The organism is Curvibacter sp. GW821-FHT09D12 (assembly GCF_059416245.1).
Genome location: NZ_JBWKOU010000002.1, coordinates 467,404 through 480,723, shown reverse-complemented (window position 1 = coordinate 480,723; position 13,320 = coordinate 467,404). Strand labels below are relative to the sequence as shown.

The following is a 13,320-nucleotide window of genomic DNA, read 5'->3' as shown; positions in this document are numbered from 1 at the left end:
TTCAGTGACTGATCATCCAGGGCCGCTTGCTCGGGAAGGCCTTGGCCCCGCTGGGTGCGGTGTAGGTGGCGCTGCGTTTTTTGCTGTTGCCGCTGTTGCCGCCGTTGCTGCTGCAGCAACCGCAGCCCGCCGGGTGGCGCATGCGCCCATAAGAGCCTTCAGTGCCGTCGCGTGAGCTGCTGCGGGGCTCATGACGCGCCCGCTCATTGGTGTCATGGGCACGGCGCTGCTCGGGACTGACGCAGGCCAGGTGCGGCGCGTGGGCAAACACCCGCGGCGAGGCCCCGCCGCACTGCGGGCAGGCGGCGGGCTCGTTGCGCTGCGCGAGGCTGCGCAGGGCGTCGAAGCCGCCGCAGGCCGCGCAGTCATAGTCGTAGGTAGGCATGGGCGGTCTCCTGCTGGGATGGCTTACTTGTCTTGCGCAATCGGCAGGTCGACCCCGCCGGTGATGATCTTCTGGGGCCCCGCGGCCGTGGGGTTGATGTCGAAGTCGAAGATCTCGGTGGGCAGCCACAGCGTGGCGCAGGCATTGGGCACGTCGACCACCCCGCTGATGTGGCCTTGCACCGGCGCCGTGCCCAGCAGGGAGTAGGCCTGGGCGCCGCTGTAGCCGAACTTCTTCAGGTACTCGATGGCGTTCAGGCAGGCCTGACGGTAGGCGATGGTGACGTCCAGGTAGTGCTGCTTGCCCGACTCGTCGACCGAGATGCCTTCGAAGATCAGGTAGTCCTTGTAGTTGGGCGTGATCGGGCTGGGCTTGAAGATCGGGTTCTTGATGCCGTACTTGGCCATGCCGCCCTTGATCAGGCTGACCTTCATGTGCACCCAGCCGGCCATCTCGATGGCGCCGCAGAAGGTGATCTCGCCGTCGCCCTGGCTGAAGTGCAGGTCGCCCACCGACAAGCCCGCGCCTTCGACGTAGACAGGGAAAAACACCTGCGAGCCACGCGACAGGTCCTTGATGTCGCAATTGCCGCCGTGCTCACGCGGGGGCACGGTGCGGGCGCCTTCGGCTGCGGCCTTGGCAGCGGCCTCGCCCTGCAGCTTGCCCATGTGGGCGGTGCTGGCGAACGGCGGGTTGGCCAGGCCGGGCACGCGCGTCGGGTTGGTGGCAATCAGGTCGGCTTCACGGGTGTTCCAGGCATCGAGCATGGCGCGGTCGGGCAGGCAGCCGATCAGGCCCGGGTGGATCAGGCCGGCAAAGTTGACGCCAGGGATGTGGCGGCTCTTGGTGTAGAGGCCATGGAAGTCCCAGATCGACTTCTGCGCCAGCGGAAAGTGCTCGTCCAGAAAGCCGCCACCGTTCTGCTTGGAGAAGAAGCCGTTGAAGCCCCACAGGCTGTCGTCACGTGCCCCGATGTCGAGCAGGTCGACCACCAGCAGGTCGCCGGGCTCGGCCCCCTTGACCCCCACCGGGCCCGACAGGAAGTGGACCGTGGACAGGTCCACGTCGCGCACGTCTTCCGCACTGTCGTCGTTCTTGATGGCACCGCCAGTCCAGTCGTAGGTCTCGAGCTTGAACTCAGCCCCGGGCTCGACCCACACGGCCATCGGGATGTCGGGGTGCCAGCGGTTGTGCACCAGCGGGTTGTCGTAGGGGGACTGGTTCAGGTCAACCTTGATCAGGGTCTCAGCCATGGTGTGCTCCTTGGGAATGAAAGTGGAGAGGTGAAAAAACGTGCGGCGCAGCCCGGTTCATACCGACAGGTAGGCCTTGATGTGCTGCTGGTCGGTGTCGGCGCGGGCGGTTTCGTGCACCAGGCGGCCGCCCTCGATCACGAACAGGCGATCGGCCACGTCCATGGCAAAGGACAGCACCTGTTCACTCACGATGATGGTGATCTCGCGCAGCTTGCGGATCTCGTTCAGGGCTTTGGCGATGTCCTTGATGATCGAGGGCTGAATGCCTTCGGTGGGCTCGTCGAGCAACAACACCTTGGGGTCGGTGACCAGGGCGCGGGCAATGGCCAGTTGCTGCTGCTGGCCACCCGACAGGTTGCCGCCCTTGCGCCGGCGCATGTCCCACAGCACGGGGAACAGGGCGTAGATTTCTTCGGGGATCTGGCGCGTCTTCGAGTTCTCCAGACCGGTCTGGATGTTCTCCTCGACCGTCAGGGTCGGAAAGATCATGCGGCCTTGCGGCACATAGGCAATGCCCTTGGCGACGCGCCGAAAGCTCTCGTCGCGCGACACGTCCTGGCCGGCCACGCGGATGCTGCCGCTCTTGAGTGGCATCACGCCCATCAGGCTTTTGAACAGCGTGGTCTTGCCCATGCCGTTGCGGCCCATGATGGCCACGGTTTCATTGGCCCGGCCCTCGAACGAGATGCCATGCAGGGCCTCGCTCTGGCCGTAGGCGACAAACAGATCCTTGACTTCCAGCATGCTGCGCTCCTGTGGGTTCGTTTTTCAGTGGTGCTTCAGTGGTGCTTCAGTGGTGCTTCAGTGGCCAAGGTAGACGTCGATCACCTTGGGGTCGGCCTGCACCTTGTCCATGGAGCCTTCGGCCAGGATCTTTCCCTGGTGCATGACGGTGACCTTGTGGGCGATGCGCTTGACGAACTCCATGTCGTGCTCGATCACGATCACGGCCCGGTTCTGGCAGATGCGTTGCAGCAGCTCGGCCGTCAGCTCGCGTTCGCGCGCGCTCATGCCGGCGATGGGCTCGTCGAGCATCAGCAGCTCGGGCTCTTGCATCAGCAGCATGCCGATCTCCAGCCACTGCTTCTGGCCGTGCGACAGCAGGCCGGCTTCGGTGTCGAGCTTGTCGCCCAGGCCGATGTCATCGGCCACCGCCTGCACACGCGCTCGCACGGTATCGGTGCACTTGAAGGCCAGGGCGCCGAACACCGAGCGGCCCGACGGAAAGGACACCTCGAGGTTCTGGAACACCGAGAGGTTCTCGTAGATCGAGGGGGTCTGGAACTTGCGGCCGATGCCCAGGCGCACGCGCTTGTGCTCGGCCATCTGGGTGAGTTCTTCGTTCTTGAACTTGATGCTGCCCTTGGTGGCGCGGGTCTTGCCGCAGATCAGGTCCAGCAGGGTGGTCTTGCCGGCGCCATTGGGGCCGATGATCACGCGCAGCTCGTTCTTGTCGACGTACAGGGTCAGGGCGTCGATGGCCTTGAAGCCGTCGAACGAGACGGTCAGGTCTTCCACGGCCAGGGCGAAGTCGGTGTTGCTCATGGGGGGCTCCGTGGGGGTCAGACGCTTTGGCTGCTCACGCCGTCAGGCAGCGTGGCCGGGAGAGGATCGGCGGCGACTGGGGCGGCGACCTGGGCAGCGTTGGCCGGGGTGCTGGCGGGGGCCTGGACGGCGGCCTCCTTCAGGGCCTGGCGGCGGCCCTTCCACCAGGGCACGATGTGCTCCTCCCAGACCCCGGCCAGGCCCATGGGGAAAGCCATGGTCACGCCGATGAACAGGCCGGCCATGAGGAACAGCCAGAGGTCGGGAAAGCTCTCGCTGAAATAGGTCTTGCCCGCATTCACCAGCAAGGTGCCGTACACGGCGCCCACCAGGCTCATGCGCCCGCCCACGGCGGCATAGATCACCATCTCGATCGAGGGCACGATGCCCACGAAGCTGGGCGACATGAAGCCCACCTGCAGCGAGAACAGCGCCCCGCCGATGCCCGACAGCGCAGCCGCCAGGCAGAAGGTGAAGATCTTGAAGTTGGCCACGTCGTAGCCCGAGAAACGCACCCGGTCTTCCTTGTCGCGCATGGCCAGCAGCAGGGTGCCGAGCTTGCTGGTCTGGATGAAGCGGCACAGCACGATGGCGCCGATCAGCAAGGCCACGCACAGGTAATAGAGGATGTATTTGGCGCTGTCGGTGCGGGTGTCCCAGCCGAGCACGGTCTTCAGGTCGGTCATGCCGTTGACGCCCCCGGTATAGCCCTGCTGGCCGATGATGAGCACGGTGAGGATCAGGGCCACCGCCTGGGTGATGATGGCAAAGTACACCCCGCCCACACGGCGCTTGAACATGGCAAAGCTCACCAGCCAGGCCAGCAGGGTGGGCACCGCGATCACGGCCGCCAGCGAGAAAGGCAGGCTCTTGAAGGGCACCCAGAGGGCCGGCAACTCAGTGATCTGATTCCAGTCCATGAAGTCGGGGATGCCCGGGGTGGACTGGATCTTGGTGCTGATCGGATCCGAGGCCTCGAGCTTGAGGAACATGGCCATGGCATAGCCGCCCAGGCCGAAGAACACGCCCTGGCCCAGGCTGAGCACGCCGCCGTAGCCCCAGACCATCACCAGGCCGATGGCCACGAAGGCATAGGTGAGGTATTTGCCCACCAGGTTGAGACGGAAGATGTCGAGCGTCAGGGGCAGCACCACGGCGAGCAAGACGGTCAGCAGCACCAGGCTGGCAAGCTGGTAGCGCTGGATCCAGGCTTTGAGGGCATTCATGGGGAGGACTCCGGTGAACTCAGGAACAGGGAAACACGCAGCGACTCAACGCAGCAACTCAGCGACGCACCTTGGAGGCGAACAAGCCTTGCGGGCGCACCATCAGGATCAGCACGATCAGCGACAGGGTGATCACCTTGGCCATCGAGCCGGCCAGGAAAAATTCGGTGATCGACTGCGTCTGCGCGATGCCGAAGGCCGACACCACGGTGCCCAGCAGACTGGCCGCACCACCGAAGGTGACCACCAGGAAGGCATCGACGATGTAGAGCGAGCCCGAGGTGGGCCCCGTGGAGCCGATGGTGGTGAAGGCGGCACCGGCCACACCGGCGATGCCGCAGCCGATGGCAAAGGTCAGACGGTCCGTCTTCTTGGTGTCGATGCCGATGGCGTTGGCCATCACGCGGTTGCTCACCGTGGCCCGCACCCGCAGCCCCCAGCGGCTCTTGTGCAGGGCCAGCAGCACGCCCAGCGTGACCACCACCGTCAGGCCCAGCACGAACAGGCCGTTGATGGGAATGTCAAGCCCCTCGGCCGGGGCCCACGAGCCCAGCAGCCAGTCGGGCAACGTGGGGCTGACCTCTTTCGGGCCGATGAAGGTGCGGAACATCTGCTGGATCGCCAGGCTCACGCCCCAGGTGGCCAGCAAGGTGTCCAGCGGGCGCTTGTACAGATGGCGGATCAGCCCCCACTCCACCAGCCAGCCCGCTGCAAACGAGAACCCGAAGGCCGCCAGGATGGCCAGCGGAAAGTAGTAGGGCACCATCTGCGGCGCGTGCGTGGACGCCAGCGTCGAGCCCAGGTAGATGGTGTAAGCGCCAATGGTCATGAACTCGCCATGCGCCATGTTGATCACGCCCATCTGCCCGAAGATGATCGCCAGCCCCAACCCCATCAGCAGCAGCACCGCAAACAGGCTCAAGCCGGCAAAGCCCTGCATGAGGCCGATGTTGAGCATTTCAGAAAAAGTCATGGCACGAACTCCAAACAAGACGTTGGGGCTTTGAAACATCAAGCACTGGGCGCAACGCTCAAGCCACAGAGGCCGAACCCCCGGCAAGCGAAGCGAAGCCCGTTCGGGGATGCGGCGGACCGGCTTTGCCGGTCGGCACGCATCGCCCCCTGGGGGGTATGCCGGCTACACGCAGTGAGCAAGCAACGGGGGGGTCACTGGTACCCTTTGGGGAACGGATCGGGCTTGATCAAGTCCGGCGACTCCGACACCACCTTGAAGGTGGCATCGGGCAGGCCCATGGCGATGCGCGACTTGCTCCACAGGTGGTGGTTCTTGTCGAGCTTCACGTAGCCCTCGGGCGCGGTCTTGAGTTCAATGCCGGTCTCTGAGGCGGCCACCACCTTGTCCACATCGAAGCTGCCGGCCTTCTCGACCGCGGCCTTCCACAGCCACGGGCCCAGGTAGCCGGCCTGGGTCACGTCGCCGATCACCGCGCTGGCGCCGTACTTGGCCTTGAAGGCGGCCACGAACTTCTTGTTGTTCTCGTTGTCCAGGCTCTGGAAGTACTTCATCGACGAGTAGAAGCCGGCGAAGTTCTCGCCGCCCACACCGGTCATTTCGTCCTCGGTCACGGCCAGGGTCACCAGCAGTTGCTTGTCGCCGGTGATGCCGGCGGCCTTGAGCGCCTTGTAGAAGGCCACGTTCGAGCCCCCCACCACGGCGGCAAAGATGCAGTCGGGCTTTTGCACCTTGATCTTGTTCATCAGCGAGCCGAAGTTGGTGCTGCCCAGCGGGTAGTACTCCTCGCCCACGACCTTGCCCTTCTGGAAGTTCTCGATGTGCTTGCGGGCGATCTTCATCGAGGTGCGCGGCCAGATGTAGTCCGAACCGATCAGGAAGAAGGTCTTGGCCTTCTTCTCCTTCTGGGCCCAGTCCAGGCTGTACAGAATCTGCTGCGTGGCTTCCTGACCGGTGTAGATCACATTCTTGGACTGCTCCAGGCCTTCATAGAAGGTGGGGTAGTACAGCAGGCCGTTTTCTTTCTCGAACACCGGCAGCACGGCCTTGCGCGAGGCCGAAGTCCAGCAGCCGAAGACGGCGGCGCAACGGTCGTTGATGAGCAGCTTCTTCGATTTTTCAGCGAAGGTGGGCCAGTCGGAGGCACCGTCTTCCTTGATCACCTTGATCTTGCGGCCCAGGATGCCACCCATGGCGTTGATTTGGTCGATGGCCAGTTGCTCGGCCTGGATGGAGCCGGTCTCGGAGATGGCCATGGTGCCGGTGGCCGAGTGCAACTGGCCCACGGTGACTTCGGTGTCGGTCACGGCCAGCTTGGTGGTGTTGACCTTGTCGGTGGGCTGGGCAAAAGACCAGGCGGGCAGGCCGGCAGCAGAGGCCGTGGCCAAGGCCTGCAGCAGGCGGCGGCGGCTGATCTCAGCCTTGGTGGACCGGGGGTCTTGAACGTCGAAAACGTGCTTCATGAAACGCTCCTTGCAACAGGGTTTTGAAACCGGACGGCGGGAATCGCCGCGCTGGTGCAAAGATTAGGGAGAACCCTGGGAGCGGCCCATACGTCAATTAACGTAGGGGCCTGCGCAAACCCCATCGCCAGGGCATGGCCGGCCCACGCACCAGCACGGGGCGAGAACACTTCTTGCATGGCCCGGCGTCATGCCCAGCACGCCCCCCCGCCACAGCACCCCCCAGGCCGCCCCGCAGACGATCTTTCGTTTCCGGCGCGACTACAACTCCTGGGTGGCCGACGAGACCATGGAGGACTACGCGCTGCGCTACACGCCCAAGAGCTTTCGGCGCTGGAGCGAGTTCCGCGTGGCCAACACGGCCTTCGGTTCGCTGTCGTTTCTGGCGCTGGAGGCCATTGGCGGTGCCATCGCGCTGAACTACGGCTTCAGCAACGCGATGTGGGCCATCCTGGTGGTGGGGCTGGTGATCTTTCTGACGGGCCTGCCCATCGCGTACTACGCGGCACGCTACGGGCTGGACATGGACCTGCTGACGCGAGGTGCCGGCTTTGGCTACCTGGGCTCGACCCTCACCTCGCTGATCTACGCGGTGTTCACCTTCATCTTCTTCGCACTGGAGGCGGCCATCATGGCGCTGGCGATGCAGATGGTGGTCGATTGGCCGCTGAACTGGTGCTATGTGCTGTCTTCGGTGGTGGTGTTGCCGCTGGCCATGCGCGGCATCACCCTGATCTCGAAACTGCAGGCCTGGACCCAGCCGCTGTGGCTGTTCCTGCTGGTGCTGCCCTTTGTGTGGATCGCCCTGTCGCAACCCGAGCTGTACCGCGAGTTCACCGGCCTGTCGGGGCTCAAGAGCGGCAGCAGCGGGTTTGATCCGCTGATGTTCGGTGCGGCCACGGCCGTGATCTTCTCGCTGGTGGTGCAGATCGGCGAGCAGGTCGACTTTCTGCGCTTTCTGCCCGCGCGCACGCCGGCCAACAACGCCCGGTGGTGGGGCGCGGTGCTGCTGGCCGGGCCAGGCTGGATCCTGATGGGCATGCTCAAGATGGCCGGGGGCGCCTTTCTGGCCTTTGCCGCACTGCAGTTCGAGGTGGGGGCGCAACGTGCGGCCGAGCCCACCCAGATGTTTCTGGCCGGCTTCACCCAGGCCCTGGGCATGCCCACGCTGGCCGTGGTGATCACCGTGGTGTTCGTGGTGGTCTCGCAGATGAAGATCAACCTCACCAACGCCTATGCGGGTTCGCTGGCCTGGTCCAACTTCTTTGCCCGGGTGACGCGCAGCCACCCGGGGCGCGTGGTCTGGCTGGTGTTCAACGTGGGCATTGCCACCCTGCTGATGACACTGGGCGTGTTCGGCGCCCTGGAGAAGGTGCTGGCCCTGTACAGCAATGTGGCGATTGCCTGGGTCGGCGCCTTGGTGGCCGATCTGGTCATCAACAAGCCGCTGGGCCTGAGCCCGCCGGGCATCGAGTTCCGGCGCGCCCACCTGTACGACTTCAACCCGGTGGGCCTGGGTGCGATGGTGCTGGGAGCCACCGTGGCCGGCTGTGCCTACGCGGGCTGGCTGGGCGAGCTGGCGGCCGCGTTCTCGCCGCTGATCGCACTGGCCTTGTCGATGCTGCTGTCGCCCCTGCTGGCCTGGGCCACCGGGGGGCGCTACTACCTGGCGCGCCAACCCGACACGCAATGGCAGCGCGGCGAGATCGTGCGCTGCGCCGTCTGCGAAAACGCCTTCGAGGCCGAGGACATGGCCCGCTGCCCGGCCTATGCCGCACCGATCTGCTCGCTGTGCTGCTCGCTCGAATCGCGCTGCCACGACCGCTGCAAGACGGGCTCGCGCGCCTCCGATCAGCTGCGTGCGCTGGCCGCCCGACTGCTGCCGGCGCGCTGGGCGCTGAAGGTCAACTTCCGACTGGGCCAGTACCTGATGGTGACGCTGTCGCTGTGCGCACTGATCAGCTTCGTGCTGGCCGTGGTGTATGTGCAGGAGAGCCTGAACATGCCCTCGGAAGCGCTGCGCGTGCCCTTTCTCAAGGTGTTTGCCCTGCTGGCCCTGCTGGCCGCGGTGTGCGCGTGGTGGGTGGTGCTGAGCACCGACAGCCGCCGCATGGCGCAGGACGAATCCGAGCGTCAGACCCAGTTGCTGCTGCAGGAAATCGACGCCCACCAGCGCACCGATGCCGCGCTGCAGTCGGCCAAAGACCTGGCCGAATCCGCCAGCCTGGCCAAGACACGCTACGTGGCCGGCATGACGCACGAGCTGCGCTCGCCGCTCAACAGCATCCTGGGCTACACCCAGATCCTGCTCAAGAGCGCACGGCTGGACGCCACCACCCGCGAAACCCTGCAGACCATGCAGCACAGCGGCGAGCACATGCACGCGCTGATCGACGGCTCGCTTGAACTGGCCCGCATCGAGGCCGGCCGCCTGCGCCTGGACCCGGCCCCTTTGCCGCTGGCCGAATTGGTGGCCCAGCTCGAAGGCATGATGCGGCCGCAGGCCGAGGCACGGGGCCTGCGCTTCGTGGTCGAGACGGTGGGCATGATGCCGGGCTGGGTGCGGGTGGATGCGAAACGCCTGCGCCAGATCCTGATCAACCTGCTGTCCAACGCAGTGCGCTTCACCGAGCACGGAGAGGTGCGCCTGCGCATGGATTTCCGGCAACACGTGACGCGCTTCGAGGTCAGCGACACCGGCATCGGTATCGAGCCGCAGGACCAGGAACGCATCTTCCACCCCTTCGAACGCGGCAGCGCCGGGCGCCGCGTGAGCGAGGCGGGCACCGGCCTGGGCCTGACCATCACCCACCTGCTGACCCAGCTCATGGGTGGCGAACTGGTGCTGGCCAGCACGCCGGGCCAGGGCAGCACCTTCAGCGTGCGCCTTTACCTGCCGGGCGTGCCGCCCGACCCGAACTGGCGGCGCCAGCACGGCGAATCGCTGCACCCCGTGATCGGCTACCTGGCTCCCCGACGCACCCTGCTGGTGGTGGACGATCAGCCCCTGCAGCGCCAGTTGCTGGCCGCCCTGCTGGTGCCGCTGGGCTTCGAGTTGCGCGAAGCCGCCAGCGGACGCGAATGTCTGGACATTGTTCAGGCCCAGAAGCCAGACCTGGTGCTGCTCGACATCACCATGGACGATCTGGATGGCTGGCAGACCGCCACCCGGCTGCGCGAGCGCTGGAGCGCGGCCGAGCTGCCCATCGTGTTCGTCTCGGCCAACCTGTTCGACCACCAGCCCGAGCGCCTGCAAGCCCTGCAATGCCAGGGCTTTGTCGGCAAGCCGGTGATCGAGTCCGAACTGCTGGAGGCGCTGGCACAGGCCCTGCAGCTGGAATGGATCCGCGACAACACCCCCCTGAAGCGTCCGGCCCCGATGCCGGAGCCCGCACTTCAGACACCGCTGCCGGCGCCCTGGCGCGAGCAACTGGCCCGCCTGGCCCGTCAAGGGCAGGCCAGCGCGCTCAAACAGGCCCTGCAGCAGGCGCGCGAGCAACTGCCGGCGGCGCACCAACCCTGCCTGGCACGCCTGCAGGCCCGGGCCGACCGTTTTGACTTTGCCGCCATCACCCAGGAACTGCGCGACCCCGAGCCCGAAGATGAACATGACCCTGAACCCCACCGCTGAACGCCAGGCTGAAGGCCCAGCCCAGCGCTTGCCTGCCGCGACCCCCGCCCGAGTGATCCTGGTGGTGGACGATGCCCTGGACACCTTGCGCATGTTGTGCGAAGCCCTGGCCGGCGAGGGCTATACCGTGCTGGTGGCGCGCGACGCCGAAGAGGCGCTGCAGCGCTTTGAACTCACCGTGCCCGACGGCGTGCTGCTGGATGCGGTGATGCCCGGGCAGGACGGCTTTGCCTTGTGCCGCCAGCTCAAGGCCACCCCGCCCTGGTCCCACGTGCCGGTGATCTTCATGACTGGCCTGTCGGACACCGAACAGATCCTGCAGGGCTTTGCCAGTGGCGGCGTGGACTACGTGGTCAAGCCGCTGCGCATTCCCGAGGTGCTGGCCCGCCTGGCCACCCATGTGCGCAACGCCCAAGCCGCACGTCTGGCCCGCGAGGCCGTCGATGTGGCCGGCATGGGGGTGTTGATGCTCGACGCCCAAGGCCGGGCCGCCTGGCGCTCACCCCAGGCCACGCAATGGCTGGAACAGGCTTTCGCCCCTGAGGGCCTGGCCGGCGAGGCGGCCTGCCAATGGCTGCGCAGCGCCGCCCTGGGCACACCGACCAGCCTGCCCCTGCCCCAACACCCGCCCGGAACCCAGGTCCTGAGGGCACGCCACCTGGGCGAAAGCGGCCTGGCCGAATCCATGCTGCTGCTCACCCTGGGCCCGGCCGACACCCCGCCCCCGCGCGCACAACCCGACGTGGCCCTGACCCCACGCGAGACCGAGGTGTTGTCGTGGCTGGCCAAGGGCAAGACCAACCGCGACATCGCCGACATCCTGGGCATGAGCCCGCGCACGGTGAACAAACACCTGGAGCACATCTTTGAAAAGCTGGGGGTCGAGACCCGCACCGCGGCAGCGGCGGTGGCGGCCCGGCTGCTGCCGGGCTGAAGCGCTGCGGTTCAGGCCCAGCGGGCACCGCCATCGAGGTGCAGCACCACCCCGTTGAGTTGGCGATTGCCCATGGCAAACAGCGCCGTCTGGGCAAAGTCTTCCGCCTGGCCCAGGCGCTTGAGCGGCTGCAGATCGGCCAGGCCTTGCAGGGCCTGGGCCTGGCCACCCAGCGCCCGCTCCAGCAACGGCGTCTGCATGGGGCCCGGGTTGATCACATTGATGCGCCGCGGCGCCAGCTCACCCACCAGGGAGCGCGCCAGCGACTCCACCGCGCTGGCCGCCGCGGCCACCATGGCCATGCCCGGGCGCGGACGCTGGCTGACCATGCCCGAGGTGAGCAGCACCGACCCCTGAGGCGCCAGGCACGGGGCCACGGCGCGCAGAGCGTGCACCGCGCCCCAGAAGCGCGAGTCAAGGCTGGTGCGCAAGGCCGCCAGATCGCCATCGATCAAGCGCGCAGGCTGGTTGTTGGCCGCGCAGACCACCAGGTGATCGACCCGGGCAAATGGGGTGAAGAAAGCCTGCACCGAGCCCTCATCCGCCAGATCCACACACGCCCCGCCGGCCTTCGGCCCCAACTGGGCCAACGCCTCGGCCAGGCGCTGCGGATCACGCCCGCCGACATGCACCTGCGCGCCAGCCCGCAAGGCCCCTGCCGCCGTGGCCAGGCCCAGGCCTGAGGTGCCGCCCAAGACCAGCACCTGCTGACCTTGCAAAAATGAATCGAACATGACTGATGATCTCCAATCGGGAATGCAGGACGATGGCATTGCGCCCCTGCTTGACCCCGCTGGGGACAGGGGGCGGAAAATGCCCCGCTCAGTCTGCCAACCAGAAGCCAGGGACCTTGGCTCACCCCGTCCCATCGGGACCGAAGGGCGCCCATCGGTTATCAAGATCAGATGAAAGGTAGTTCATGGCCCCTTGCCTCCGTCCAGTCAATGGGATTCCACGGGCTCGCGAAGCAACAGATACAGCGGCAAAGCCAAGGATGGGCCGATGAAGAACAAGGCTGCGATAACCCACCCTCGGTGCCTGACAGGGCGACGCTTGTTTTCATGCGCCATGAAAGCAAGTAAGGCCAAAGCCGACACCCCTACATCGGCCCAGGCAAATGCCGCCACCGGGGAGGCCCACACCTGTTGAATCAACAAAGGAAGATTCAGCCCATGCTGCCCCAGCCAAGGCAAGAAGAGCCCCAGAGGCACGGAAGCCCCCAACAAGCACAGGATGAGATAAAGCGTCTTCATGTCGCGGGCTCCAATCGACGTTTCAAAAGAGGGAAGGGCTACGGGTGCATTCAGCCTGCGCCGGCCCAACCCCGCGCCACGTGAATGGCGGAAGGCCTGGCCGTCACGGACGGCCCTGGACGCCCCATTCTCGGCCTGAGCAGCATTCCGGGCGGCAGCCCTCAATCGCCTCGGGTGAAAAGTCGCCGAATGGTCAGAAGGCCGCCTCGATGGGCCCATCGCGCAGGACAAGCTGCCATGACTTGAGCAACCCGCACAAGACACCTTTTGGATGCCTACATGCAGGAGACTGCCTTGCCCACACGTTCCCCCGCCCAGCAAATTGCCTTTCGCTACCGTGCCACGGACAGCGCCTGGCGGACCATCTGGGGGTCGACGAAGCCACGGCCATCCACATGGCGCTGCACGAGCTGGCCATCAAGCTTCTGCCGCCATACGAAGCGGACGACGGAGCGCTCACGGCCGCCCAACTGGATCAGATCAAGAAGGCCGTACCGCGAGGCCGCAAGCGCTCGGTGCGTTCGAGCCTGATGGAGACCGAGTCGACATGACCCCGGTCTGGTGGCCGGAGCCCGCGGCAGGCGAGCGGGTCTGGTGCCATTTTCCCGACAACCTTCATCCGCGCCCGAAACCTCGGCCCGCCCTGGTTCTGGC

Annotated in this window: 12 protein-coding genes; 3 read left to right on the top strand and 9 right to left on the bottom strand. The window is 65.9% G+C overall.

Annotated features, from left to right (window positions below):
- Position 1: 1 nt before the first annotated feature.
- From AC07PT_RS04680 to urtA, 7 genes are all read right to left on the bottom strand, one after another.
- A complete protein-coding gene (locus AC07PT_RS04680) occupies positions 2-385 on the bottom strand; it encodes an FmdB family zinc ribbon protein (protein WP_494655924.1) in 384 nt (127 codons plus the stop codon).
- Positions 386-408: 23 nt separating this feature from the next.
- Complete coding sequence (gene fmdA, locus AC07PT_RS04675) at positions 409-1,638, bottom strand: formamidase (protein ID WP_492349557.1); 1,230 nt, start codon at positions 1,636-1,638, stop codon at positions 409-411.
- A gap of 57 nt (positions 1,639-1,695) precedes the next feature.
- A complete protein-coding gene (urtE, locus tag AC07PT_RS04670; protein WP_492349556.1) occupies positions 1,696-2,385 on the bottom strand; it encodes an urea ABC transporter ATP-binding subunit UrtE in 690 nt (229 codons plus the stop codon).
- A 57-nt stretch (positions 2,386-2,442) separates the two neighbouring features.
- Entirely contained in the window at positions 2,443-3,186 is a 744-nt protein-coding gene (urtD, locus tag AC07PT_RS04665) for an urea ABC transporter ATP-binding protein UrtD (protein WP_494655922.1), read from the bottom strand.
- Positions 3,187-3,203: 17 nt separating this feature from the next.
- A complete protein-coding gene (gene urtC, locus AC07PT_RS04660) occupies positions 3,204-4,412 on the bottom strand; it encodes an urea ABC transporter permease subunit UrtC (protein ID WP_492349554.1) in 1,209 nt (402 codons plus the stop codon).
- Between the two features lie 58 nt (positions 4,413-4,470).
- Positions 4,471-5,385, bottom strand: a complete 915-nt coding sequence (gene urtB, locus AC07PT_RS04655) for an urea ABC transporter permease subunit UrtB (RefSeq protein WP_492349553.1) — start codon at positions 5,383-5,385, stop codon at positions 4,471-4,473.
- A gap of 194 nt (positions 5,386-5,579) precedes the next feature.
- Complete coding sequence (gene urtA / locus AC07PT_RS04650; RefSeq protein ID WP_494655921.1) at positions 5,580-6,848, bottom strand: urea ABC transporter substrate-binding protein; 1,269 nt, start codon at positions 6,846-6,848, stop codon at positions 5,580-5,582.
- Between the two features lie 190 nt (positions 6,849-7,038).
- Here urtA and AC07PT_RS04645 point away from each other — a divergent pair, with 190 nt between their 5' ends.
- Positions 7,039-10,479 carry a hybrid sensor histidine kinase/response regulator gene (locus tag AC07PT_RS04645; RefSeq protein WP_494655920.1) on the top strand — a complete coding sequence of 1,147 codons (3,441 nt, stop codon included), beginning with the start codon at positions 7,039-7,041 and terminating at the stop codon, positions 10,477-10,479.
- Entirely contained in the window at positions 10,451-11,413 is a 963-nt protein-coding gene (locus tag AC07PT_RS04640) for a response regulator (protein ID WP_494655919.1), read from the top strand. The genes AC07PT_RS04645 and AC07PT_RS04640 overlap by 29 nt, the downstream gene beginning before the upstream one ends.
- 11 nt (positions 11,414-11,424) lie before the next feature.
- On the opposite strand, the gene AC07PT_RS04635 is transcribed toward AC07PT_RS04640, so the two are convergent.
- Both AC07PT_RS04635 and AC07PT_RS04630 read right to left on the bottom strand, forming a co-directional pair.
- Positions 11,425-12,147, bottom strand: coding sequence for an SDR family oxidoreductase (locus AC07PT_RS04635; RefSeq protein WP_494655918.1), 723 nt, complete (start codon positions 12,145-12,147; stop codon positions 11,425-11,427).
- A 207-nt stretch (positions 12,148-12,354) separates the two neighbouring features.
- A complete protein-coding gene (locus AC07PT_RS04630; RefSeq protein ID WP_492349548.1) occupies positions 12,355-12,666 on the bottom strand; it encodes a DUF2834 domain-containing protein in 312 nt (103 codons plus the stop codon).
- Positions 12,667-13,061: 395 nt separating this feature from the next.
- Between AC07PT_RS04630 and AC07PT_RS04625 the strand changes: the two genes are divergently transcribed.
- Positions 13,062-13,217, top strand: a complete 156-nt coding sequence (locus AC07PT_RS04625) for a hypothetical protein (protein ID WP_492349547.1) — start codon at positions 13,062-13,064, stop codon at positions 13,215-13,217.
- The last annotated feature ends 103 nt before the right edge of the window (positions 13,218-13,320 follow it).